Below are 24,869 nucleotides of genomic sequence, written 5' to 3'. Positions count from 1 at the left end.
TGAACAAATAGACTTACAGTATATGTCGTTGTACGTCCGGGTCTTTACGATCCAGATAATGGATCGATTGAATCCGGCGAATGGTGCGCGATTTACCGCGGATGAGCAGCGTCTCGGTGGTCGCCATATTGCCTTTGCGCGTAATGCCGTCCAGCAGATCGCCTTTGGTGATGCCGGTGGCGGAGAAGATGACATTATCGCTGCGCGCCATCTCATCGAGGCGCAGCACATTGCCCGCCTCAATCCCCATACCGCGGCAGCGTTTCAACTCCTGCTCGCCGATACGGCGGTTCTCTTCGCTGTCGCCTTTCACCTGGTGACGCGCCAGCAGCCGGCCCTGCATATCGCCATCGAGCGCGCGAATTACCGCCGCCGACACCACGCCTTCCGGCGCACCGCCAATCCCGTAGAGCACATCCACTTCGCTGTCGGGCATGCAGGTGAGGATCGAGGCGGCGACATCGCCATCGGGAATGGCAAACACGCGCACGCCCAGCGCCTGTAATTCGGCGATAGTCGCATCATGGCGCGGCTTGGCAAGAATGGTGACCGTCAGTTCGCTGAGCGGTTTACCGAGCGCGGCGGCGATATTGCGCAGGTTATCGGCCAGGGGCAGGTTGAGATCGATAGCGCCTCTGGCACCGGGACCGACGATCAGCTTCTCCATATACATGTCCGGCGCGTTGAGGAAGCAGCCTTTGTCGCCGACCGCCAGCACCGCCAGCGCGTTGGCCTGGCCCATCGCCGTCATACGTGTTCCTTCAATCGGATCGACGGCAATATCAACCGCATCGCCTTTGCCAGTGCCCACTTTCTCACCGATAAAGAGCATCGGCGCTTCGTCGATCTCCCCTTCGCCGATGACAATTGTGCCGTCAATGTTGACCTGGTTGAGCATAATGCGCATAGCGTGTACCGCTGCGCCGTCCGCCGTGTTTTTATCGCCGCGCCCCAGCCACTTATAGCCAGCCAGCGCCGCAGCTTCGGTAACACGGGAGAATTCGATGGCAAGTTCTCGTTTCATCACACACTCAGTTTTGAAAGAAATTGCGCGAAGTTTAACACAGTGAAAAGCGGAGGGGGGTAAGGCAGATGCCCTCTCCCGGGCGGGAGAGGGCATAAGTGGAGCGGATTACTCTTCGTGTTCTTCCCACGCCATTGCGCGTTTCACGGCTTTTTTCCAGCCGGTGTAGCGGAAGTTACGCTCGGTGGTTTCGATGCCCGGTCGGAATTCGCGCTCGATCACCGCTTTCTCCTGCAGCTCATCCAGGTTCTGCCAGAAACCGACCGCCAGACCTGCCAGGTAAGCGGCGCCCAGCGCGGTGACTTCGCGCACTTCCGGACGCTCAACGCGCGTGCCGAGAATGTCGGACTGGAACTGCATCAGGAAGTTATTCGCTACCGCACCGCCATCCACACGCAGTGCGTGCAGGCGAATGCCGGAGTCAGCCTGCATCGCTTCCAGCACGTCGCGGGTCTGGAAGGCAATCGACTCCAGCGTCGCACGGATGATGTGGTTCGCGTTAACGCCGCGGGTCAGGCCGAAGATGGAGCCGCGTGCATAGGGGTCCCAGTAGGGCGCGCCCAGGCCGGTGAAGGCCGGAACAACGTAGACGCCATTGGTGTCCTTCACTTTGGTGGCGAAGTACTCGGAGTCGAACGCGTCGTTAATCAGCTTCATCTCATCGCGCAGCCACTGAATGGAAGCACCCGCCATAAACACCGCGCCTTCCAGCGCATAGTTCACTTCACCTTTCGGGCCGCAGGCGATGGTGGTCAGCAGGCCATGATCGGATTTCACTGCCTGCTCGCCGGTGTTCATCAGCATAAAGCAGCCGGTGCCGTAAGTGTTTTTCGCCATCCCCTCTTTCACGCAGAGCTGACCAAACAGCGCAGCCTGCTGGTCGCCCGCAATACCGGCGATAGGAATACGCGTGCCGCCTTTACCACCGATGTTGGTCTGACCATACACTTCGGAGGATTTACGCACCTGCGGCAACATTGCGCGCGGGATATCCAGCACTTCCAGCATTTTGTCGTCCCACTCCAGCGTGTGGATGTTGAACAACATGGTACGTGAGGCGTTGGTATAGTCGGTGACGTGTACGCGCCCCTGGGTCATTTTCCAGATAAGCCAGGTATCGACGGTACCGAACAGCAGTTCGCCGCGTTTAGCACGCTCGCGCGAACCTTCAACGTGGTCGAGGATCCACTTGACCTTGGTGCCAGAGAAGTAGGGGTCGATCACAAGCCCGGTGGTGCTGCGGATGTAATCTTCCATACCGTCGCGTTTGAGCTTTTCGCAGATCTCAGAGGTGCGGCGACACTGCCAGACAATAGCGTTATGAATCGGTTTGCCGGTTTCGCGCTCCCAGACAATCGCGGTTTCGCGCTGGTTAGTAATACCGATGGCGGCAATCTCGTCGGAGCTGATATCCGCTTTCGCCAGCACTTCGACCAGCGTGGAGCTTTGCGACGCCCAAATTTCCATCGGGTCGTGCTCAACCCAGCCTGGCTTCGGATAAATTTGTTCAAATTCGCGCTGTGAAACGCTAATGATGTTGGCATCGTGGTCCATCACAACGGCGCGGGAGCTGGTAGTGCCCTGGTCGAGCGCAACGATATATTTTTTGTCAGTCATAGTTATGATCCCGTAGTCACATTACAGCGAAGCTTTTTGTTGAGCCGTGGTGGAGGCGGTGCCTTTCTCTTTTGCAGCCTCACTGGTTCCAGACGGCAGATGGCGGGCGATCAGTTTGCGATAGCTGAACGCGCCAAGCGCCGCGCCTACGATCGGCCCAAACAGCGGCACGAGGAAGTAGGGAATATCTTTGCCGCCGGTAAAGGCGACATTACCCCAGCCGGCGAGCCAGGCGAAGGTCTTCGGTCCAAGGTCACGCGCTGGGTTCATGGCGAAGCCGGTGAGCGGTCCCATGGAGGCACCGATGACCGCGATCAGCAGACCGATCAGCAGCGGAGCCATTGGGCCGCGCGGCACGCCGTTGCCATCATCGCCGAGCGCCATAATCACGCCCATCAGAATAGCGGTAATGACCATCTCAACAGCGAAGGCCTGCACAAAATTGATGTGCGGGTTGGGGTAGGTTGAAAATATACCAGCCAGATCAAGACTTTCGACGCTGCCGCGTACCATATTGTGCGTCTGTTCGAAGTCGAGGAAAAGATTGTAGTAAAGCCCGTAAACAAGTGCAGCCGCGCAAAACGCGCCGGCAAATTGAGAAAAAATAAAAGGAACAACTTTGCGTCCGTCAAAGCTCGCGAAGAGCCAAAGTGCAATGGTTACAGCCGGATTAAGATGCGCGCCGGAAACCCCTGCGGTCAGGTAGATGGCCATCGCCACGCCTAAGCCCCAGATGATACTGATCTCCCACTGGCCAAAGGTGGCACCCGCCACTTTTAACGCTGCAACACATCCCACGCCGAAGAAAATCAACAACCCGGTACCGAGAAACTCGGCAATGCACTGGCCTTTTACGGTTGGTGTCTGACTCATAATCGGATCCTGCAGAAGTTTAATGGTTATTGTAGGCATGAGGTAAACAGCATCCCCATGATGTCGTGTAGACATAGTGTTAATTTATCGTTAACGAGCAAAAACGAGAAATATCGAACTCAAAATGTGTGTACTGCGTCAATAAAATGAGCGTTTACGAGCGGTGGCGCGCGTTTTTGCACCAATACGAAATGAGAGCTGAATCATTTTTGTAACCCGGGCATTAACAATTACGGGGTAGCGAAGCGGATTGCACCAGGACGAGGACGAAAAGTGTTGCAAAGCGCAAACAGCGCCGCTCCACGCTGGACAGGGGCTGGCGCGATTCATACAATCGGTAACAAGCGAAATCCGCTCATTGTATTAAGGCGTCGCCGCTCTGCGGGACGAGGACGCTTAAAGACACGCATAATTTAGCGGGCAGAGGGTTACCTATTTGTCTGGCGAATAATGAAGTGTAAGTCCATCAACGCCTTGCCACTCAGGAGAAGTATGACTATGTCATTAGAAGTGTTTGAGAAACTGGAAGCAAAAGTACAGCAGGCGATTGATACTATCACGCTGCTGCAGATGGAAATTGAAGAACTGAAAGAGAAGAACAACAGCCTGTCGCAGGACGTTCACTCTGCACACCAGAGCCGTGAAGAGCTGGAGCGCGAAAACCAACAGCTGCGCGAGCAGCAGCATGGCTGGCAGGAGCGTCTTCAGGCGCTGCTGGGCCGCATGGAAGAAGTGTAACTACGCTTTATCTTTCGTGTCGTAGCGGCGTTGGCTACGTGCCGATACCGACAAAAAGGGCACCCTCAGGTGCCCTTTCGTTTATTCGATATCGAGAGGATCTTCGGCGAGAATAATGCCGGTGTTATCGGCATAAAGATGGTCGCCGGAGAAGAAGGTGACGCCGCCGAAGTTGACGCGAATGTCGCTTTCGCCAATGCCTTCGCCCGCTGCGCCAACCGGGATCGCGGCCATCGCCTGGATGCCGATATCCAGCTCTTCCAGATCGTCCACCTGGCGCACCGCGCCGTAGACCACCATCCCTTCCCACTCGTTGTGCGCCGCCAGACGCGCGAGATCGGCGTCAACCAACGCCCGGCGTACAGAACCGCCGCCGTCAACTACCAGCACGCGACCACGGCCATTCTGTTCGAGCAGATCGTAAAGCAACCCGTTATCCTCGAAACATTTCACCGTGATGATTTGCCCGCCGAAAGAGGAGCGACCGCCAAAGTTGGAGAACAGCGGTTCGACGACGTTGACCTCTTCCTGGTAGATGTCACAAAGCTCAGAAGTATCGTATTTCATAGGATTTACGTTCAGTTGCTGCGAGAGCCGTAAGTATATCGCGCATCGCGCGCTGTTGGCAAAAGCATCAATTTTTAATTGCTCTGTGGCACTCAGGCGAGCGTCTTGCTCATAATAATCCCCAGTACAAACAGGAGATTAGTCAGCAACGCACCTTTCACGGTGCGTTCGAGCATCGGCGGCATCGCGCGCGGATCGCCCTCGCGCAGCACATAACGCGCCTGCTTAAACAGCAGCGGTGCGGCAAGCAAAAACAGCCAGCCCCAGAGGCTGTGGAGCGAAATGAGGTTGAAGAGCGCAAAGCAGAGCAGCGCGCCCGCCAGCAAACCGGCGTGATAACGGCGGGCATTCACCGGGCCTAAGCGCACCACCAGCGTATGTTTGCCGTTCTCGCGATCGCTATCGATATCGCGCAGATTATTGATATTCAGCACCGCTGTCGCCAGCAAGCCGCAGGCAGTCGCAGGCAGAAAGATCGCTGCAATCAGCGTATGCGCCTGCAGATACCAGCTTCCCATCACGCTTATCCAGCCGAAGAAGGTGAGCACCGAAATATCGCCCAGCCCCTGATAACCATATGGCCGCTTGCCAACGGTGTAGGTGATGGCAGCGATAATCGACAGTCCGCCAAGTGCAAGGAAGCCGATAAAATCGGCCATTGTCTGGGTCGCTGCGCTAACCAGCCCGAGCCCGGAAACACAGCTCAGCACAATCACGACAACCAGCGCGCGCTTCATCTGCCCAAGAGAGATGGCCCCCTTTTGCATTCCGCGCAGCGGCCCGATGCGATCCGGCTTATCGCTGCCTTTAATGGCATCGCCGTAATCATTCGCGAGGTTAGAGAGGATTTGCAGCAAACCGGCGGTGATTAGCGCCAGTGCTGCGACCAGCGGATCGAAGTAGCCCTGCCACCAGGCAAGCACGGTTCCCACCACAATAGCGGCAAAGGCCAGCGGCAATGTTTTCGGTCGCAGGCTTTCCAGCCATGCCTGGGTAAGGCTCAGAGAGTGCGTATCGTTCATAAGTCCGGCCAATAAAAATGGGGGCATAAGCCCCCATCGAGTGTGATGAAAAGAGTATGGCCGCGATTATAAGATAAAACGGCTCAGATCTTCATCCGCCACTAAAGCATCAAGATGTTTACTCACATAGTCTGCATCAATGGTAATGGTTTCGCCGCCCAGATCGCTGGCGTCATAGGAGATATCCTCCATCAGACGCTCCAGCACGGTATGCAAACGGCGCGCACCGATGTTTTCGGTGCTTTCGTTCACCTGCCATGCGGCCTGCGCGATACGCTTGATGCCGTCGTCGGTAAATTCGATATTTACCCCTTCGGTCGCCATCAGCGCTTTGTACTGCACGGTGACGGAGGCGTTCGGCTCGGTGAGGATGCGCTCAAAGTCTTCCGCGGTCAGCGCCTGCAATTCAACGCGGATTGGCAGACGACCCTGCAGTTCCGGGATCAGATCGGACGGGCTGGCCACCTGGAACGCGCCGGAAGCGATAAACAGGATATGGTCGGTTTTCACCATCCCATGTTTGGTCGACACGGTGCAGCCCTCAACCAGCGGCAGCAGGTCGCGCTGTACGCCTTCGCGGGAGACATCCGGGCCGGAGGTGTTACCGCCGCGCTTACAGATTTTGTCGATCTCATCGATAAAGACGATACCGTGCTGCTCAACGGCTTCGATCGCTTCCTCTTTCAGCTCTTCCGGGTTAACCAGCTTCGCCGCTTCTTCTTCGATCAGCAGCTTCATCGCGTCTTTGATTTTCAACTTACGCGGCTTCTGCTTCTGCCCGCCGAGGTTCTGGAACATGGACTGCAGCTGGTTGGTCATCTCTTCCATGCCCGGAGGGGCCATGATTTCGACGCCCATTGGCGCAGCGGCAAGATCGATCTCAATCTCTTTATCGTCCAGCTGGCCTTCGCGCAGTTTTTTACGGAAAGATTGGCGTGCCGCAGAGGGTTCAGCGGACTGTTCCGGCTGGCCCCAGTTGTTTTTCGCCGGCGGGATCAGCACATCGAGGATGCGCTCTTCCGCCATCTCTTCGGCGCGGTAGCGGTTTCTGTCAATCGACTGGCTGCGCACCATTTTCACGGCGGCATCGGTCAGATCGCGGATAATCGAATCCACCTCTTTCCCGACATAGCCCACTTCGGTGAACTTGGTCGCTTCCACTTTGATAAACGGCGCGTTGGCGAGCTTCGCCAGACGACGGGCGATTTCGGTTTTACCGACGCCGGTCGGGCCGATCATCAGAATATTTTTCGGTGTCACTTCGTGACGCAGCTCTTCATCGAGCTGCATACGGCGCCAGCGGTTACGCAGAGCAATCGCCACAGAGCGCTTTGCCGCGTCCTGGCCGATGATGTGTTTATTCAGTTCGCTGACGATTTCGCGTGGGGTCATTTCAGACATGGGAGATCCTTACGCTTGAGCGGGTAATTCTTCGATGGTATGGAAGTGGTTGGTGTAGATGCAGATATCGCCTGCGATCCCCAACGCCTTCTCAGCAATGTCGCGCGCGCCAAGCTCGGTGTTCTCCAGCAGTGCGCGGGCTGCGGCCTGGGCGTATGGTCCGCCGGAGCCGATGGCAATCAGGTCGTTTTCCGGCTGAATCACATCGCCGTTACCGGTGATGATCAGCGACGCGGTTTCGTCGGCGACCGCTAACAGCGCTTCCAGCTTGCGCAGCATGCGATCGGTACGCCAGTCCTTTGCCAGCTCGACGGCGGCTTTCACCAGATGACCCTGGTGCATTTCCAGTTTGCGTTCAAACAGCTCAAACAGCGTGAAGGCATCCGCTGTGCCGCCCGCAAAGCCTGCAATGACTTTGTCGTTATAGAGACGGCGAACTTTTTTAACGTTGCCCTTCATCACGGTGTTGCCCAGTGTGGCCTGGCCATCACCGGCGATAACGACATGGCCGTTACGGCGTACGCTTACGATTGTTGTCACGAGCAGACCCCTTGGTTACAAAAGCACATACAGCGCCCCGCACAGCGTACGGGGCAGAATGCATTTATAAATGGGGGGGATTTCGGGGGTTTCAACCCCCGGCGGAAAGTCGAATGCAGTTTGCGTGGCCGGCCAGTTTCAGCTTGCCGAGGGTGGCTTCGGCGCTCTCTTTGCCTTTCAGCGGGCCCATCACAACGCGATTCCAGCCATTATTGCTGGTGATGCGTGAGTCAAAGCCCTCAAACGCCAGCTGCGCGCGGACGGTTTCCGCCTGCTCCTGGCCTTTGAATGAGCCGCACTGGATCAGCCAGCGGCGCTCATCTTTTTTCTCCGTCGGCTGCGCCTTCGCCGCTTCCGCTTCGCGCGTTACCGGTGCGGCCTGCTGCGTTTTCGGCTGCGCGGCGTTGCTGTGCGGCGGCGTCTGCAGCAGATCCTGATAGGGCTGCGAATTAGTGGCCGGTTTCTGCTGCGCTTGCTGTGTCTGGCGCGGCGGCGTGGCGGCGCGCGCAGGCTGTTGTTCCACCGTGCGCGGCTGCGTACGCGGTTGCTGAACCGGCTGGCTTTGCGACCATTGGGATTGCTGCTGTTGCTGCATCTGCTGAACCTGGCGCTGACGCTGTAAGGTTTGCTGGCGCTGCTCCGGCGTCTGCTCGTTCCACGGCACTTCGTTAAGCTGCGTCGGCATCTGGCGCATATCTGCCTGCATCTGGGCTAACAGCTGGCGCTGCTCATCGGTTAACTGCTCCGGTTTTTGCACTTCGCCCCCGGCCGTCGGCTCGGTCGGTGCCCGGACGCCTGGCTGGCGGCTCTCCAGCTCTTTAATATAGCGCCAGCGCTCTTCCGGCTTCGGCGGCAGGCCGTTACCGGTCACTTTCTGGTTCTGCAGGGATTCCGACTCTTCTTTCTTATGATGCGTAATAAAGTACAAACCACCGATAAAGGCGACCAGCACCGCGGCCGCTATCGCGACCATTGCTGGAGAGACCGCAGGCGCGCTGCGCTGCTTTTTCTTTGAGGTGCTCTTCTTTCGCCGCGCAGGAGTCGACTGGCTGCGGCGTACATAATCTCGTTGTGCCACTATCGTTTCGCTGTATTCATATTCGTTTAACAGCCCGCCATGTTACTTAAGCGACGGGGTTTTGACCAGAAGAGGGCGTCCGAAAGCCCCTGGCTTTACGTTAGCGCGCGCGTTGAGCCACGCAGGATTAATTCACAATCTAATAGTCGCGAGCCGCTGCTTACCGTGTGGCCTTGCAACTGCTCCAGCAGAAGCAGCATCGCTTCGCGCCCAATGTCGTAGCGCGGCTGCGCAACGGTGGTGAGCGGCGGGTCGCAATACTCTGCCAGCGAGATGTTATCAAAGCCGATAATCGACAGATCCTCCGGCACCTTCAGGCCCCGGCGTTTCGCCTGCGACAGCGCGCCAAGCGCCATCACATCGCTGTGGCAGAAGAGGGCCGTCGGCGGTTTCGGCAGGCTGAGAAGCTGCTCCAGCGCCTGCGCCCCGGCTTCGAAGGTAAAATCGCCACGGGTAATATAGTTTTTATCTACCGTCGCACCGGCGCGGCGCAGCGCCTGCACGTAGCCCTGTAAGCGGTAGTGACAGAGCGGCATCTCTTCAGGGCCGGCGATGCAGCCAATCAGCTGGTGCCCCTGCTCCTGCAGATAAGTGACGGCATTGAAGGCCGCGGTCAGGTTATCAATATGCACCGTCGGCAGCTCCAACTCCGGCGCAAATTCGTTGGCCATCACCATTGGCGGTAGATTGCGCTGCTCTTCAATGCTGGCGTCAAATGGCAGGCGTGAGCCGAGCAGCAGCATGCCATCAATTTGCTTGGTGATGATCAGATCGATAAAGGTCTTTTCCTGCTGGTTTTGGTGGGCACAGTCGCCAATCAGCACCAGGTAGCCATGCTCGGCGGCAGTTACTTCGATGCCGCGGATAATCTCACTAAAGAAGGGATCGCAAATATCCGGCACAATCACCAGCAGGGTACGGGACTCATTGCGCTTTACATTGCGCCCCATCGACTGCGGCAGGTAGCCCACTTCCATAGCCGCCTGCTCAACCCGGTTGCGGGTCGCCTGTGACACTTTTTCCGGGTTCATTAATGCACGAGAGACGGTTGCCGTAGAAACTTTGGCTTTCATGGCAACGTCTTTCATGGTTGCTGCCGCAACCTGATTTTTCGGTTTCACCTTGTTCTCCTCGCATGCACGGGCAGGCGTCGACTCATTTTTATCAGATAGTTAAGGGCACCGGTTACAGAAATTTCACAAAAAATGTGATGAATGTTGAATTTTACGCGCTGGCTCGCAGCATTAGCTTTCAATGGGGTCGACATCCAGTACCCATTTTACCCGCCGCGCATCGGGCAGGGTGTTAATCAGCGCCAGCGCGCCATGCACAATATGTTGCAGGCGAATGCGGGAGGGGTGCTGCAGCAGGATTTGCCAGCGGTAGCGCCCGGCGCGCTTGGCCGCCAGCGCCGGAACCGGCCCGAGGATCCAGAGCTGGTTATCCGCCAGCGGGCTCGCCTGCAGCAGGTTTTTCAGCTGTTGCAGGAAGAGCGGGGCATGCTGGTTGTTCTGATCTTCGGCGCGGATCAGCACATGGCTGGTCCACGGGGGCAGTTGCAGCGTCTGGCGTTCGGCCAGCGCCTGCTCGGCAAAGGTGTCATAGCCTTTATGCAGCAGCGTTTGCAGCAGCGGATGTTCCGGATGGTGCGTTTGCAGCACCACTTCGCCCTGCTTGCCGGCGCGTCCGGCGCGGCCTGAAACCTGCGTATAAAGCTGGGCAAAGCGCTCTGCGGCGCGGAAGTCAGCGGAAAAGAGCGCGCCGTCGACATCGAGGAGTGCCACCAGCGTGACATCCGGAAAGTGATGCCCTTTGGCGAGCATCTGGGTGCCAATCAGAATGCGCGCGCCGCCGCGGTGTACTTCAGCAAGATGTTGCTCCAGCGCGCCCTTGCGGCTGGTGGTGTCGCGGTCGATGCGCGAAATCGGTACGCCGGGAAAGAGCGGGGCTAGCGCCTGCTCCAACTGCTCGGTACCCAGCCCCACAGGCAGCAGGTGCGTGGAGCCACACGACGGACACTGGCGCGGCACCGGGCGCTGGCTGTCGCAGTGGTGGCAACGCAGATGCTGCTGCGCCTGGTGGAAGGTGTAGTAGTGATCGCAGCGCGCGCACTCGGCGATCCAGCCGCAATCATGGCAGAGCAGCGCCGGAGCGAAGCCGCGCCGGTTGAGAAAGAGGATCGCCTGGTTACCCGCTTGCAGATGCTGGCGCAGGCGGTTAATTAAAGCCGGTGCCAGCCCCGCCTGCAGCGGCTGGGCTTTCATATCCAGCACGTGCTGCATCGCCGGGCGTGCATGACCTGCGCGGCGGGTCAGGCGCAGAATGTGGTATTTCCGCGCCCGCACATTGTGCAGCGTCTCCAGCGCTGGCGTCGCCGAGCCGAGGATTATTGGGATCTGTTCACTGTGCGCGCGGTAAACAGCCAGATCGCGCGCATGGTAGCGCCACCCCTCCTGCTGTTTATAGGAGCTGTCGTGCTCCTCATCAATAACAATCACGCCAAGATTTTTAAAGGGGGTGAAAAGCGAGGAGCGTGTGCCAATCACAATGGCTGCTTCACCGCTTTTCGCTTTCTGCCAGGTGGTCAGGCGTTCGCTGTCGTTAAGGCCAGAGTGCAGCACCTCAACGGGGGCATTAAACCGCTCGCGAAAACGGGCGATGGTTTGCGGTGTGAGGCCAATTTCCGGCACCATCACCAGCGCCTGTTTGCCCTGTTCGAGCACATTTTCCAGCACGCTCAGGTAGACTTCCGTTTTGCCGGAGCCGGTAACGCCCGCCAGTAACCAGGCGGAGAAGCGATCCGCCGCGCTGTGGATCGCGCCAACGGCGGTGGCCTGTTCGGTATTGAGCCGCAGGCGATCGCCGCTAACGGCAAAGGTGCTGCGCCAGTCCGTAAACGTCGGCGCTTCGCTGTTCATCTCCACCAGCCCTTTTGCGCGCAGCGCTTGCAGGGTGACGCTTTTCAGATCCAACGCCGCTAACTGATGTTGCCACACTTTGCCTTTGCGCAGCGCTGATAACGCCTGCTGCTGTTTCGGCGACTTGATGCGGTTAATGTCGGTGGCCAGGCCCTGTTCGGTGGCGAACCAGTAGCCCTGAAACTCGGCGCTGGCCGGTTTGGTCTGGCGCAGCAGCACGGGCAGGGCGTTGAATAACACATCGCCAATGGGGTGATGATAATAGTCGGCCGCCCACAGCAGCATTCGCCAGACGGGCATTGAAAACGCGGGCTCGCTGTCGAGCACCTCTTCAACGCTTTTCAGCTCCGCCAGTGGCAGCTCGCTTTTGTCGCTGACCGCCACCACAATTCCGACGCGGGTCTGATTACCAAACGGCACGCGCACGCGAAAACCGGCGCTGGCGGGAGTTCCCTCCGGCAGCAGGTAATCGAAAGTGCGGGGCAGCGGTACAGAGAGCGCAACGTGGGCGACGGGCATTTCATCATCCTGGCTTGAAAAGTGGCGGGTTAGTATACACATTGTTAAGACGGTCGAGCGGATCAGTTTGCATACGCTGGTTAATTTCTGTATGATTCGCCGCCTTTGATGCTCATTGCGGCGTCGAAGATTCACTTACATATCAACTCGCGTGGTGTCTGGCGTTAGGGCTGGAAGAGCGACGCGGCCTTAAACTGAGGTTTCCCATGAAAAAAGGTATTCACCCGAATTACGTAGCGATTACTGCAACCTGTTCTTGCGGTAACGTGATCGAAACCCACTCTACTCTGGGTCACGATCTGAACCTGGACGTGTGTGGTAAATGCCACCCGTTCTTCACCGGTAAGCAGCGTGATGTTGCAACTGGTGGCCGTGTTGACCGTTTCAACAAACGCTTCAGCATCCCGGGCAGCAAGTAAGTTGCCAAAGAAAAAAGCGCCGAAAGGCGCTTTTTTTGTCTCTGCGGTTTGCCTCAGGGGTAATGTTTTTGTGATGAGCCTCACAAAAATATTGCTCTGGTCAAAAAACAGGCATATTCTGTCGGCATACATCTCCTCACACTACTTGAGCGTTAAAGGATCATTTGTATGCTGACAGCAATGAAAAACGTATTTATGTCTTACCTGCTCTCACTGGCAGAAGTGCATCCGGAAGTGACGCGTTTCTGATAAGCAGGTGCGATAAATTAAAAAGGGCGGAATGTGATTTCCGCCCTTTTTATTGCGATCAGTATTCCCACGTATCCGGGTCGATACCCATTTCACGCATAATCACTTTCGCCTCTTCCGGGATCTCATCGCTGCGCTCTTTGCGCAGGTCTTCATCATTCGGCAAAGGCTGCCCGGTGAACGCATGTAAAAACGCCTCGCACAGCAGTTCGCTGTTGGTGGCGTGGCGCAGGTTATTCACCTGACGACGGGTACGTTCATCGGTGAGGATTTTCAACACCTTAAGAGGAATGGACACCGTAATTTTTTTTACTTGCTCACTCTTCTTGCCGTGCTCAGCGTATGGGCTGATATATTCGCCGCTCCATTCAGCCATGAGATACCTTTAATCCTCTCAGTCATTGATCTATACCCGGTCGCGCCGGGCCGTAATTGCGCGTAGTTTACCGTAGAGTCATCGGGGTGACACCGTGTATCGCTCTGCAATATCGTACGAAAGCATATAATTTTAACGGCTATTATGCGATTGCTCAATCTATACGCAAAGAAGTTTAGATGTCCAGATGTATTGACGTCCATTATTCCAGTGTTTACTCTGTGACCTGACTTTTCATCCATTAAGCCAGGAAGCCTCCACCATGACGCGTAAACAGGCCACCATCGCAGTGCGTAGCGGATTGAACGATGACGAGCAGTACGGTTGCGTTGTCCCCCCGATTCACCTCTCCAGTACCTATAACTTCACCGGTTTTAACGAACCTCGCGCCCATGACTACTCGCGTCGCGGTAATCCTACGCGTGATGTGGTGCAGCGCGCGCTGGCGGAGCTGGAGGGCGGTGCGGGCGCGGTGATGACCAATACCGGCATGTCGGCAATTCATCTGGTGACCACGGTTTTCCTCAAGCCTGGCGATCTGCTGGTGGCACCGCACGACTGTTACGGTGGCAGCTATCGTCTGTTTGATAGCCTGGCGAAGCGCGGCTGCTACCGCGTGAAATTTGTCGATCAGGGCGATGAGCAGGCGCTGAAAGCGGCGCTGGCGGAAAAACCGAAGCTGGTGCTGGTAGAAACTCCCAGTAACCCATTGTTGCGCGTCGTAGATATTGCGAAAATCTGTGGGCTTGCGCGGGAAGCCGGTGCGGTGAGCGTGGTGGATAACACCTTCCTGAGCCCTGCGTTGCAAAACCCGCTGGCGCTGGGGGCGGATCTGGTGCAGCACTCCTGTACCAAATACCTCAACGGCCACTCCGACGTGGTAGCTGGCGTGGTGATTGCAAGGGATGAGGCAACCGTCACCGAACTGGCATGGTGGGCGAATAATATTGGCGTCACCGGCAGCGCCTTCGACAGCTATTTGCTGCTGCGCGGGCTGCGCACCCTGTCGCCACGCATGGAAGTGGCGCAGCGCAATGCGCAGGCGATTGTCGACTTTTTGCAGACCCAGCCGCTGGTGAAAAAGCTGTACCACCCCTCTCTGCCTGATAATCAGGGCCATGAGATTGCGGCGCGTCAGCAAAAGGGTTTTGGTGCGATGTTGAGTTTTGAACTGGATGGCGATGAGCAGACGCTGCGTCGTTTCCTGAGCGGGTTGACGCTGTTCACGCTGGCGGAATCGTTAGGCGGGGTTGAGAGTTTAATCTCCCACGCCGCGACCATGACCCACGCGGGCATGGCACCGGAAGCACGCGCCGCCGCCGGGATTGGTGAGACGCTGCTGCGCATCTCTACCGGTATTGAAGATAGTGAAGATTTGATTGCCGATCTGGAAAATGGCTTCCGGATCGCCGCTGAGGGGTAAACATGAGTGTGATTGCGCAGGCAGGGACGAAGGCTCGTCAGCTGCACAAATTTGGTGGCAGTAGTCTGGCGGATGTGAAGTGTTATCTGCGCGTAGCAGGGATCATGGCGGAGTACTCGCAGCCGGGCGACATGATGGTGGTCTCGGCCGCTGGCAGCACCACCAACCAGTTGATCAGTTGGCTTAAACTGAGCCAGACCGATCGCCTCTCTGCGCATCAGGTGCAGCAATCACTGCGCCGCTATCAGCTCGAATTAATTAACGGCCTGTTGCCTGCCGATGTCGCCGATGGCCTGACCAGCGCCTTTATTCACGACCTGGAACATCTCGCCGTACTGCTCGACAGCGGCATTACCGATGCCGTTTATGCCGAAGTCGTGGGTCACGGTGAAATCTGGTCCGCGCGCTTGATGGCAGCCGTGCTGAACCAGCAGGAACTTGATGCCACCTGGCTTGATGCCCGCGACTTCCTGCGCGCCGAGCGTAGCGCGCAGCCGCAGGTCAATGAAGGCGCCTCTTACCCTTTACTCCAGCAGCAGCTGGCGCAGCATCCGGGTAAACGAATTGTGGTGACCGGCTTTATCAGCCGCAACGACGCGGGCGAAACCGTGCTGCTGGGCCGTAACGGTTCCGACTACTCGGCAACGCAGATCGGCGCACTGGGCGATGTTTCGCGCGTGACCATCTGGAGCGACGTTGCCGGGGTCTACAGCGCCGATCCGCGCAAAGTGAAAGATGCCTGTCTGCTGCCGCTGTTGCGTCTGGATGAAGCAAGCGAGCTGGCGCGCCTGGCCGCGCCGGTACTCCATGCCCGCACGCTACAGCCGGTTTCCGGCAGCAATATCGATCTGCAATTGCGTTGCAGCTACAACCCCGAGCAGGGTTCAACGCGCATTGAGCGCGTGCTCGCTTCCGGTACCGGAGCGCGCATTGTGACTAGCCATGATGATGTCTGCCTGATTGAGTTCCTCGTGCCGTCAGGCCAGGATTTCAAGCTGGCGCACAGAGAGATCGACATTATTCTTAAACGCGCGCAGGTGCGTCCGCTAGCAGTCGGTGTTCACGCTGACCGCAATCTGCTGCAACTTTGCTACACCTCCGAAGTGGTCGACAGCGTCTTTAAACTGCTTGATGAAGCCGGTCTGCCGGGCGAGCTGCGTCTGCGCCAGGGTCTGGCGCTGGTGGCGATGGTCGGCGCAGGCGTATGTCGCAATCCGCTGCACAGCCACCGCTTCTGGCAGCAGTTAAAAGGGCAGCCGGTCGAGTTTATCTGGCAGTCGGATGAAGGAATCAGCCTGGTGGCGGTGCTACGCGGCGGCCCAACCGAGAGCCTGATCCAGGGCCTACACCAGTCGCTGTTCCGCGCGGAAAAACGCATTGGCCTGGTGCTGTTCGGCAAAGGTAATATCGGCTCGCGCTGGCTTGAGCTCTTCTCCCGCGAGCAGAGTGCGCTCTCGGCGCGCACCGGATTTGAGTTTGTGCTGGCAGGCGTGGTTGATAGCCGCCGCAGCCTGCTGAGCTACGACGGGTTGGATGCCAGCCGCGCGCTCGCCTTCTTCAATGATGAAGCTGTAGAGCAGGATGAGGAGTCGCTGTTCCTGTGGATGCGTGCCCATCCCTATGATGATTTAGTGGTGCTGGATGTCACCGCCAGCGAGCAGCTTGCGGAGCAGTATCTCGATTTCGCCAGCCACGGTTTCCACGTGATCAGCGCTAACAAGCTGGCGGGCGCGAGCAAAAGCGATCGCTTCCGCCAGATCCATGACGCTTTTGAAAAAACTGGCCGCCACTGGCTCTATAACGCCACCGTTGGTGCGGGTCTGCCGGTAAACCACACCGTGCGCGATCTGCGCGACAGCGGCGATTCGATTCTGGCGATCAGCGGTATCTTCTCCGGTACTCTCTCCTGGCTGTTCCTGCAGTTTGATGGCAGCGTGCCTTTCACCGAGCTGGTGGATCAGGCGTGGCAGCAGGGGCTGACCGAGCCGGACCCGCGCGTCGATCTCTCCGGTAAAGATGTGATGCGCAAGCTGGTGATCCTTGCCCGCGAAGCGGGGTATGACATCGAGCCGGATCAGGTGCGCGTCGAGTCGCTGGTGCCGCCGGGCTGCGAAGCGGAGTCTGTCGATCACTTCTTTGAGAATGGCGAGGCGTTAAATGAGCAGATGCTCCAGCGTCTTGAAGCTGCCCGCGAGCTGGGGCTGGTGCTGCGTTACGTCGCCCGTTTCGATGCCAATGGCAAAGCGCGCGTTGGCGTTGAAGCGGTGCGTCCGGAGCATCCGCTGGCCGCGCTGCTGCCGTGCGATAACGTCTTTGCCATCGAGAGCCGCTGGTATCGCGATAACCCGATGGTGATCCGCGGGCCGGGCGCAGGCCGCGATGTTACCGCGGGCGCTATTCAGTCCGATATTAACCGTCTCGCACAGCTGCTGTAGCCTTCGCTTCAACTCCTCTCCCGCACCGGGAGGGGAGCTTTCCCCGCCTCATGAATCTTTTTCATCTTCGCTGAAAACTCCTCACACACAATCGAGATATTTCTGTTGACGCTTTGTACGATTTCCGTCATTTTTACATCTGGACGTCTAAACGTATAGAAGTTCGCTCACCCTGAATAACGACTTGTGATTGATGAGGTAAGGTATGAGCTTTTTTCACGCCAATCAGCGGGAAGCCCTGAATCAGAGCCTGGCGGAAGTTCACGGCCAGATTAACGTCTCTTTTGAGTTTTTCCCGCCGCGCACCAGTGAAATGGAACAGACCTTATGGAGCTCCATCGATCGCTTAAGCAGCCTGAAGCCGAAATTCGTTTCGGTCACCTACGGCGCGAACTCCGGCGAGCGCGACCGCACGCACAGCATTATTAAAGGGATTAAAGATCGCACCGGGCTGGAAGCGGTGCCGCATCTGACCTGCATCGACGCCACCCGCGATGAACTGCGCACTATTGCGCAGGATTACTGGAACAACGGCATTCGTCATATCGTTGCCCTGCGTGGCGATTTGCCGCCGGGCGGCGGAAAACCGGAGATGTATGCCACCGATCTGGTGAGTCTGTTAAAAGAGGTGGCGGATTTTGATATCTCCGTTGCCGCTTACCCGGAAGTGCATCCGGAAGCGAAAAGCGCGCAGGCCGATTTGCTCAACCTGAAGCGTAAAGTTGAAGCAGGCGCCAGCCGCGCCATCACACAGTTTTTCTTCGATGTTGAGAGCTACCTGCGCTTTCGCGACCGCTGCGCCTCAACCGGTATCGATGTCGAGATCGTTCCCGGCATTCTGCCGGTCTCCAACTTTAAGCAGGCGAAAAAGTTCGCCGACATGACTAACGTGCGTATCCCGGCGTGGATGACACAAATGTTCGCCGGACTGGATGATGATGCGGAAACCCGCAAGCTGGTCGGCGCGAATATCGCGATGGATATGGTGAAGATCCTCAGCCGCGAAGGGGTAAAAGATTTCCACTTCTATACCCTGAATCGCGCCGAAATGAGCTATGCCATCTGCCACACCCTCGGCGTGCGTCCGGCGTGTAACGTCGCCGTCTAGTATGGGGAAAATTACAGGCTCAGGCTGCCAAAAGCGCCTTGCCAGTCTTGCTCGAACTTCTCGACGGCGGATTCAACGGCGGGCGTATTGAGCATCTGTTTCGCCACATCAACCGGTAGGGTAATCGCCTCGCACCCGGCGAGCAGACAGTCGAGCGCCTGGCGCGGCGTTTTAAAGCTCGCCGCCAGCACTTTGCTCTCCGGTGCATGGAGGTTTAGCAGCGTTTGTAGCTCCTGCACCATGCGCACACCATCGCCGCCCTGCGCATCGACGCGATTAACATAAGGCGCGACATATTTGGCTCCAGCCAGCGCCGCCAGTAAACCCTGCGCCGCGCTATAGACCGCGGTGCCAAGCGTAACGATTCCCTCTTTTTTCAACCGTTTAATTGCCGCCAGCCCTTCGTCCGTCACCGGGATTTTAACCACGGTCCCCGGTAGCGCGTGATAAAGCTTTTTCGCCTCGCTCACCATGTCTTCTGCGTCGCGGCTCATCACCTGGGCGAAGAGTGTCCCGTTCGCGCCAATCGCCTGGTGCAAGCGCGGCAATACCTCCCAGATCGGGGTTTTACCGGCGGCGATAATGCTCGGGTTAGTAGTAACGCCTGCCAGCGGATAGATGCGCGCAAGGCGCTCCACCTCCGCGATATCGGCCGTATCCAGATAGAGCTCCATCCTGCTTCCTCATCAATATGGTCTGGCGAAAGCATACGGTCTGCGGCACGGCGGCGGCTATATAACAATTCTGCCAAACACTGGACAAATGTACGTATGCCGGTGAAGTGTGATAGCGCTCACAGAATGCAGTGTGGTCCGATGAAAAGCGGTTGCTGGTGCGAGGTGCAGGTAAGACGCGGAGACAAAAGCGTACAAAAATCCAGTATTGGCATTATTTGTCGCGTAGTTGGCTGTGGTAGTGCTGGCGATACTCCGAGGGAGAGCGTTCGGTGTTTTTACGGAACAGGCGACAGAAGTAGTTACTGTCGATAAACCCGCAGCTGTGCGCCACCTCTTTGATTTTCAGGTCATAGCCTTTAAGCAGCGTTTTCGCATGCTCCAGCCGGGTGTGATTCAGGTATTCACTAAAGCCGACAGCCCCGGTCTTCTGAAACAGGTGAGAGAGGTAATTAGGCGAAATATAGAACACCTGCGCGACCGACTCGCGAGTGAGGGGCATGGCGTAATGTTCGTCGATATAGTCGCGAATGGCTTCAAACAACGCCTGGCTGCGCGACGCGGTATGGATCTGGCTGCCAAGCAGGTCGTGGCAGTGGCTCAACAAGCTGGTAACAATCAGCCGCGCCGTATGTTGCTCATCTGGCTGCATCTGCATCTCGTGCAGCGTTTGCAGCAGGAAGGAGCCGACGCGCGGGCCGCGCCGGGCTACGTGCTGGCGGGCCAGCGTATGGAGCGTTGTGCCATCCCACTGCGTAAGGCTAAAGCACAACTGCTGTTTGCCAAACAGCACGCTTAAGCTCTTCGCCGGGGCCAGCCAACGCGGGCAGTTCCAGCCGCCAGCGGGAACGTAGAGCACGTCATGCTGCATCATTAACACCGCCTCACCAGCGATCGCCGCATCGGTCAGCGCGCCTTCCAGCACAATCTCCAGCCGCGGGAAATCAAGCTGGCAGGCCAGTGCAGGCGCGGTTGCGTTCACCGCCGCAAAGCGGATCTGCCCAAGCGTTACCGGGCTGTGGATCAGGCGGGAGAGGAGAGGCGCAATATCGTGGCTCATGGTATTCCTGCGTCGAAAAAAACAGGCTCACCATAGCGCCAGGCTAAAAAAAAAGCCATCCCGATGGGATGGCTTTATACGCTTACTGGTTGGCGGGGAGATCGCCATACGGCAGTGTGTCGTAGTCCCGTAGCGCGTTTTTCTTGTACGGGTTACCGATCCAGCGCGTCACTTCAACGAACTGCGGGCTCACCACCGAGCGCGTAGCGTCGTAGCCGTCATAACGCAGGCCAGCCAAATCAGACCAGGTGTGGATCAGCTGCGAGCTGCTGTATTTGCGGTTGAGATCGGCGGAGAAATCGCGCGGATGCGCCGCTTGCCACTTATCCGAAGTCCAGAGGATAAAGGGAATAGTGTACATATGGCGCGTCGGCTCCGCTTCGTTACGCCCCTGAATGTTATGCGGCGGTGTGTCGTACACCTCTTCGCCATGATCGGAGAAGTAGAGCAGGAAGCCGTTCGGGTCGGTCGCTTTGTAGTCATTAATCAGCGAGGAGACAACATGATCGTTAAAGCGGTTAGCATCGTCATAGTTGTTGTAGGTCTCGGATTGATCGGCATCCAGCCCCGGCGGTTGATGGTCGTGCTTATCGGTAAACTTGCCCCAGCCTTGCGGGTAGCGGAAGTCGTAACGAATATGCGTACCGAGTAGATGCACAATGATGAACTTCTTCGGCGCAGGATCGGCGAGCACGGTTTTAAACGGCTTCAGCACGTTAGTGTCATATTCGCGGGCGCTCTGCGTACGCTGCTGGTTCATATAGAACTGCACATCCGTCTGTTTTGAAAAGACGGTCAGCATGGTGTTGCGCTCGGTCATCGTCTGCTGGTTAGTGATCCAGAAGGTTTTGTACCCGGCCTGCTTCATCATGTTCATCAGCGAGGGCTGCGTCAGATAGAGATCGGGATGCTGCTCATCGGCGAATGTCAGCGCCTGTTGCAGGATCTCGATAGTGTAGGGGCGCGAAGTCACGACGTTAGTAAAGAGACTCATCCGCGGATCGCTCTTATGCAGCGCATCCAGTTCCGGCGTGGTTTCGCGCGGGTAGCCATACAGACTCATGCGGCCACGCTGCGTCGATTCACCAATCACCAGCACCAGGGTGCGCGGCGCGTCGCCCGACTCATCTTTCAGATTTGCCAGCGGTGGGAGAGCATGGTTGCTGTCGAGCAAGCTATTAAGACTATTCAACTGATTACGGTACTGCACATAACCCATTACTAGCTGCCACGGCGCTGCGGGTTCCAGCTTGGAGGCTAATCCTGAGGCGGCCTTAGCGAGATTCTGCTTATATTTCAGCATGTTTATCGCAATCGGGTTAAGGATCAGCCCATACAGCAGGGCGAACGAGACGACCCAGCGCCACGGGTTAGGAATGTAAACCGGACGCAGACGAGTCCACAGGATGATGGCGCCTGCGGTGTAGGCCAGCGCAATCAGCACCAGTTTCAGGCTGAAGTATTGACCTAAAAATTCGCTCGCTTCATGGGTGTTGGTTTCAAACATCACAAACAACACGCTCTGCGAGAACTCCTGCCCATAGATGACGTAATAAGAGAGCATCGACAGCGAGGTGGCCCACAGCACCACGCCAATGGCCGCCGCGATGGCGCGCGTATAGCGTGGGAAGAGGAAGACCGGGATTAGCCACAGGGAGCTGAAGAGAATGGAGTCGCGAAAACCATTTGTGCCGCTATATCCGCTAACCAGGATAGCGACCTGCAGAACCGTGGAGAAGTACCAAAAATAGAGCAGAGCCCATCCAAGGGCTTTCATACTAAACGATTGTTTAGTATGAGTTTGTGTGGAGCGCATACGAAGTGCCTGTGCGAATAAATAGCGCTAAAACATAGCGGCTAAAGCTTAAGCAAACCTGAATGTCACTATTCAGGCGGGTTTATTTTGGTGAAGACTCACCAGGATGTGAGAATTTCGCGAGGAATATAAGGAATGTGAAGGATAGATGACAACCAAAATTTGCAGCATTTTTACCCAAAAGATAAAAATGCTGCAATCGGTTAACAAAAGCGGGGCGACAGAATTAGCCGGTGTTACGCATCCCGGCAGCGACGCCAGCGATAGTGACCATCAGCGCCTGCTCGACACGGCTATCAGGCTCTTGTTGCTGCTCTTCTGCCAGACGCGAGCGTTGCAGCAGCTCGGCCTGCAGCACGTTGAGTGGGTCAGTGTAGATATTGCGTAACTGGATAGATTCAGCAATCCATGGCAGATCGGCCATCAGATGGGAGTCGTTGGCGATATCCAGCACTACCTTAATATCGGCCGCCAGCAGCTTACGCAGCTCTTTGCCCAATGGCCACAGCTCCTGTTTCACCAGCCGCTGATCGTAATACTCCGCCAGCCACAGATCCGCTTTCGAGAAGACCATCTCCAGCATGCCAAGACGCGTGGAGAAGAATGGCCAGTCGCGGCACATCGCTTCCAGCTCGCTCTGTTTGCCATCTTCCACCACTTTTTGCAGCGCCGCGCCCGCGCCGAGCCAGGCTGGCAGCATCAGGCGGTTCTGCGTCCAGGCGAAGATCCACGGAATGGCGCGCAGCGACTCGACGCCGCCGGTCGGGCGACGTTTTGCCGGACGCGAACCCAGCGGCAGCTTGCCCAGCTCTTGCTCCGGCGTCGCCGAGCGGAAGTAGGGCACAAAGTCTTTGTTTTCGCGCACATAGCCGCGGTACATCTCGCAGGAGATGGCCGACAGCTCATCCATAATGTGACGCCATTCGGTTTTTGGCTCCGGCGGCGGCAGGAGGTTGGCTTCCATAATCGCGCTGGTGTACAGCGAGAGGCTGCTGATGGTCACTTCCGGCAGGCCATATTTAAAGCGGATCATCTCGCCCTGCTCGGTGACGCGCAGGCCCCCTTTCAGGCTGCCAGGCGGTTGTGAGAGCAGCGCTGCGTGGGCCGGTGCGCCACCGCGGCCGATAGAGCCACCGCGACCGTGGAACAGCGTCAGCTCAATGCCCGCTTTCTCGCAGGTTTTGATCAGCGCGTCCTGCGCCTGGTACTGCGCCCAGCTTGCGGCCATCACGCCCGCATCTTTCGCGGAGTCGGAGTAGCCAATCATCACCATCTGTTTGCCCTGAATAAAGCCGCGATACCAGTCGATATTGAGCAGCTGGCTCATCACGTCATTGGCGTTGTTCAGGTCGTCGAGGGTTTCAAACAGCGGGGCAACCGGCAGCGCGAAGCCGATACCGGCCTCTTTCAACAGCAGATGCACAGCCAGCACGTCGGAGGGCGTTTTCGCCATTGAGATCACATACGCGGCAATCGATCCGCGCGGCGCTTCGGCAATCACCCGGCAGGTGTCGAGCACTTCGCGGGTCTCTTCGCTCGGCTCCCACTGGCGCGGCAGCAGCGGACGTTTGGAGTTAAGCTCGCGGATCAGGAAGGCCTGTTTATCGGCTTCCGACCAGCTTTCGTAATCGCCAATACCAAGGTAACGGGTCAGCTCGCCCAGCGCTTCGGTGTGGCGGGTGCTCTCCTGGCGAATATCGATACGCACCAGCGGCACGCCGAAACTCTTCACGCGGCGCAGAGTATCAAGCAGTTCACCGTTGGCGATAATGCCCATGCCGCAGGCCTGCAGGGATTTATAACAGGCGTAGAGCGGCTCCCACAGCTGCTCATTTTGCGTCAGCAGCCCGGCCGGCTTCGGCAGCTTCTGCCCTTTCAGGCGCGCTTCCAGCCAGCTCTGCGTGGCGATCAGATCGCTGCGCAGCTTTTTCATTAGGTAGCGATAGGGTTCGCGGGCACCTTCGGCACCGGCCAGCTCGCGCAGCTCCTCGGTACACTCGACCATCGATAGCTCGGAAATCAGCAGCTGGATATCTTTCAGGAAGAGATCGGTCGCTTTCCAGCGGCTAAGTAGCAGAACGTGGCGGGTGATATCGGCGGTAACATTCGGGTTGCCGTCACGGTCGCCGCCCATCCACGAGGTAAAACGCACCGGAACAAAATCGACCGGCAGCTTATAATTGAGGTTCTCCTCCAACTGTTCGTTCAGCTCGCGCAGGTAGCTCGGCACCCCTTCCCACAGGCTGTTTTCCACCACTGCGAAGCCCCACTTCGCTTCATCGACCGGGCTTGGGCGATTGCGGCGGATCTCATCGGTGTGCCAGGACTGGGCGATCAGCTGGCGCAGACGGCGCATCAACCGGTGACGCTCGTAATCAGCGATATCGCTATTATCGAGCTGTTTTAAACAGGCGTTCACTTCCACCATCTTGTGGATCAAGGTCCGGCGTGTAATCTCCGTCGGATGGGCGGTCAGTACCAGCTCCAGCGACAGAGATTCAATCGCATTGATAATGGTGGATTCATTGAGATGAGGTTGGTCTTTCAGCTTTCTGATGGTGCGGGCAATTACTTCCGGGTTACTGGCCGCTTCGCCTTTCGCTGAAATGCTGTGGTACTGCTCGGCGGTGTTCGCCAGATTCAGAAACTGGCTGAATGCGCGAGCCACCGGCAGCAGCTCATCATTAGAGAGATTCTGCAAGGTGGTGAGCAGTGCCTGGCGGTCGGTTTCGTTGCCGGCGCGAGAAGATTTGGACAGCTTACGGATTGTTTCGACGCGGTCGAGAATGTTCTCGCCCAGTGCATCCTTGATGGTATCTCCCAGCAGTTTGCCGAGCATACTGACATTACTACGCAACGCGGAATATTGTTCGTTCATGTTACCCCAGACACCCCATCTCATTTTGTTTTGTTATACCCGCCGTTGAGCAGATATAAGACACCGTCCTTTATAAAGCCACGTAAAACTCACTACGTCAATTGCGGCGAAATCGGTTCAGCAAACGAATAAAT

At 57.2% G+C, this 24,869-nt stretch carries 20 protein-coding genes; 5 read left to right on the top strand and 15 right to left on the bottom strand.

Annotation, left to right across the window (positions count from 1 at the left end):
• Positions 1-13: 13 nt before the first annotated feature.
• From glpX to HF650_RS23725, 3 genes are all read right to left on the bottom strand, one after another.
• Positions 14-1,024 (bottom strand): class II fructose-bisphosphatase, encoded by a 1,011-nt coding sequence (glpX, locus tag HF650_RS23735; protein WP_042717041.1) that lies wholly within the window; start codon positions 1,022-1,024, stop codon positions 14-16.
• Positions 1,025-1,132: 108 nt separating this feature from the next.
• Positions 1,133-2,641, bottom strand: a complete 1,509-nt coding sequence (gene glpK, locus HF650_RS23730; protein ID WP_187800609.1) for a glycerol kinase GlpK — start codon at positions 2,639-2,641, stop codon at positions 1,133-1,135.
• A gap of 21 nt (positions 2,642-2,662) precedes the next feature.
• Positions 2,663-3,514 (bottom strand): MIP/aquaporin family protein, encoded by an 852-nt coding sequence (locus tag HF650_RS23725; protein ID WP_023479322.1) that lies wholly within the window; start codon positions 3,512-3,514, stop codon positions 2,663-2,665.
• 492 nt (positions 3,515-4,006) lie between these two features.
• Between HF650_RS23725 and zapB the strand changes: the two genes are divergently transcribed.
• Positions 4,007-4,252 carry a septal ring assembly protein ZapB gene (gene zapB, locus HF650_RS23720; RefSeq protein ID WP_023479321.1) on the top strand — a complete coding sequence of 82 codons (246 nt, stop codon included), beginning with the start codon at positions 4,007-4,009 and terminating at the stop codon, positions 4,250-4,252.
• Between the two features lie 81 nt (positions 4,253-4,333).
• Here zapB and rraA read toward each other — a convergent pair whose 3' ends face one another.
• The 7 genes from rraA to priA all read right to left on the bottom strand — a co-directional run bounded on the left by rraA (position 4,334) and on the right by priA (position 12,297).
• Positions 4,334-4,819 carry a ribonuclease E activity regulator RraA gene (rraA, locus tag HF650_RS23715; protein WP_187800608.1) on the bottom strand — a complete coding sequence of 162 codons (486 nt, stop codon included), beginning with the start codon at positions 4,817-4,819 and terminating at the stop codon, positions 4,334-4,336.
• A 92-nt stretch (positions 4,820-4,911) separates the two neighbouring features.
• The gene (gene menA, locus HF650_RS23710) at positions 4,912-5,841 is read right to left on the bottom strand and encodes a 1,4-dihydroxy-2-naphthoate polyprenyltransferase (protein ID WP_187800607.1); all 930 of its coding nucleotides are present in this window, start codon (positions 5,839-5,841) and stop codon (positions 4,912-4,914) included.
• Positions 5,842-5,907: 66 nt separating this feature from the next.
• On the bottom strand, positions 5,908-7,242 hold the full coding sequence (gene hslU / locus HF650_RS23705; RefSeq protein WP_187800606.1) for an HslU--HslV peptidase ATPase subunit: 1,335 nt from the start codon (positions 7,240-7,242) through the stop codon (positions 5,908-5,910).
• 9 nt (positions 7,243-7,251) lie between these two features.
• Positions 7,252-7,782, bottom strand: a complete 531-nt coding sequence (gene hslV, locus HF650_RS23700) for an ATP-dependent protease subunit HslV (protein ID WP_023479345.1) — start codon at positions 7,780-7,782, stop codon at positions 7,252-7,254.
• A 91-nt stretch (positions 7,783-7,873) separates the two neighbouring features.
• The gene (ftsN, locus tag HF650_RS23695; protein ID WP_187800605.1) at positions 7,874-8,860 is read right to left on the bottom strand and encodes a cell division protein FtsN; all 987 of its coding nucleotides are present in this window, start codon (positions 8,858-8,860) and stop codon (positions 7,874-7,876) included.
• Positions 8,861-8,955: 95 nt separating this feature from the next.
• A complete protein-coding gene (gene cytR / locus HF650_RS23690) occupies positions 8,956-9,981 on the bottom strand; it encodes a DNA-binding transcriptional regulator CytR (protein ID WP_187800604.1) in 1,026 nt (341 codons plus the stop codon).
• A 123-nt stretch (positions 9,982-10,104) separates the two neighbouring features.
• A complete protein-coding gene (gene priA / locus HF650_RS23685; RefSeq protein WP_187800603.1) occupies positions 10,105-12,297 on the bottom strand; it encodes a primosomal protein N' in 2,193 nt (730 codons plus the stop codon).
• A gap of 206 nt (positions 12,298-12,503) precedes the next feature.
• Between priA and rpmE the strand changes: the two genes are divergently transcribed.
• On the top strand, positions 12,504-12,716 hold the full coding sequence (gene rpmE / locus HF650_RS23680) for a 50S ribosomal protein L31 (RefSeq protein WP_023479344.1): 213 nt from the start codon (positions 12,504-12,506) through the stop codon (positions 12,714-12,716).
• A gap of 307 nt (positions 12,717-13,023) precedes the next feature.
• Here rpmE and metJ read toward each other — a convergent pair whose 3' ends face one another.
• Positions 13,024-13,341, bottom strand: a complete 318-nt coding sequence (metJ, locus tag HF650_RS23675; protein WP_023479337.1) for a met regulon transcriptional regulator MetJ — start codon at positions 13,339-13,341, stop codon at positions 13,024-13,026.
• 262 nt (positions 13,342-13,603) lie between these two features.
• Here metJ and metB point away from each other — a divergent pair, with 262 nt between their 5' ends.
• From metB to metF, 3 genes are all read left to right on the top strand, one after another.
• Positions 13,604-14,764 (top strand): cystathionine gamma-synthase, encoded by a 1,161-nt coding sequence (gene metB, locus HF650_RS23670; RefSeq protein WP_187800602.1) that lies wholly within the window; start codon positions 13,604-13,606, stop codon positions 14,762-14,764.
• A 2-nt stretch (positions 14,765-14,766) separates the two neighbouring features.
• Positions 14,767-17,199 carry a bifunctional aspartate kinase/homoserine dehydrogenase II gene (locus tag HF650_RS23665; RefSeq protein ID WP_187800601.1) on the top strand — a complete coding sequence of 811 codons (2,433 nt, stop codon included), beginning with the start codon at positions 14,767-14,769 and terminating at the stop codon, positions 17,197-17,199.
• Positions 17,200-17,404: 205 nt separating this feature from the next.
• Positions 17,405-18,307, top strand: coding sequence for a methylenetetrahydrofolate reductase (gene metF / locus HF650_RS23660; RefSeq protein WP_187800600.1), 903 nt, complete (start codon positions 17,405-17,407; stop codon positions 18,305-18,307).
• 11 nt (positions 18,308-18,318) lie between these two features.
• Here the strand turns inward: metF and fsa are convergent, their stop codons facing one another.
• The 4 genes from fsa to ppc all read right to left on the bottom strand — a co-directional run bounded on the left by fsa (position 18,319) and on the right by ppc (position 24,735).
• A complete protein-coding gene (gene fsa / locus HF650_RS23655) occupies positions 18,319-18,981 on the bottom strand; it encodes a fructose-6-phosphate aldolase (RefSeq protein WP_187800599.1) in 663 nt (220 codons plus the stop codon).
• Positions 18,982-19,195: 214 nt separating this feature from the next.
• The gene (locus tag HF650_RS23650; RefSeq protein ID WP_187800598.1) at positions 19,196-20,041 is read right to left on the bottom strand and encodes an AraC family transcriptional regulator; all 846 of its coding nucleotides are present in this window, start codon (positions 20,039-20,041) and stop codon (positions 19,196-19,198) included.
• Between the two features lie 82 nt (positions 20,042-20,123).
• Positions 20,124-21,857 (bottom strand): phosphoethanolamine transferase CptA, encoded by a 1,734-nt coding sequence (locus HF650_RS23645; RefSeq protein ID WP_187800597.1) that lies wholly within the window; start codon positions 21,855-21,857, stop codon positions 20,124-20,126.
• Positions 21,858-22,083: 226 nt separating this feature from the next.
• Complete coding sequence (gene ppc, locus HF650_RS23640) at positions 22,084-24,735, bottom strand: phosphoenolpyruvate carboxylase (protein WP_187800596.1); 2,652 nt, start codon at positions 24,733-24,735, stop codon at positions 22,084-22,086.
• Between the last annotated feature and the right edge of the window lie 134 nt (positions 24,736-24,869).

This window comes from Kosakonia sp. SMBL-WEM22 (genome assembly GCF_014490785.1).
Classification (GTDB): Bacteria; Pseudomonadota; Gammaproteobacteria; order Enterobacterales; family Enterobacteriaceae; genus Kosakonia.
This window is presented reverse-complemented; position numbering and strand designations above follow the sequence as displayed.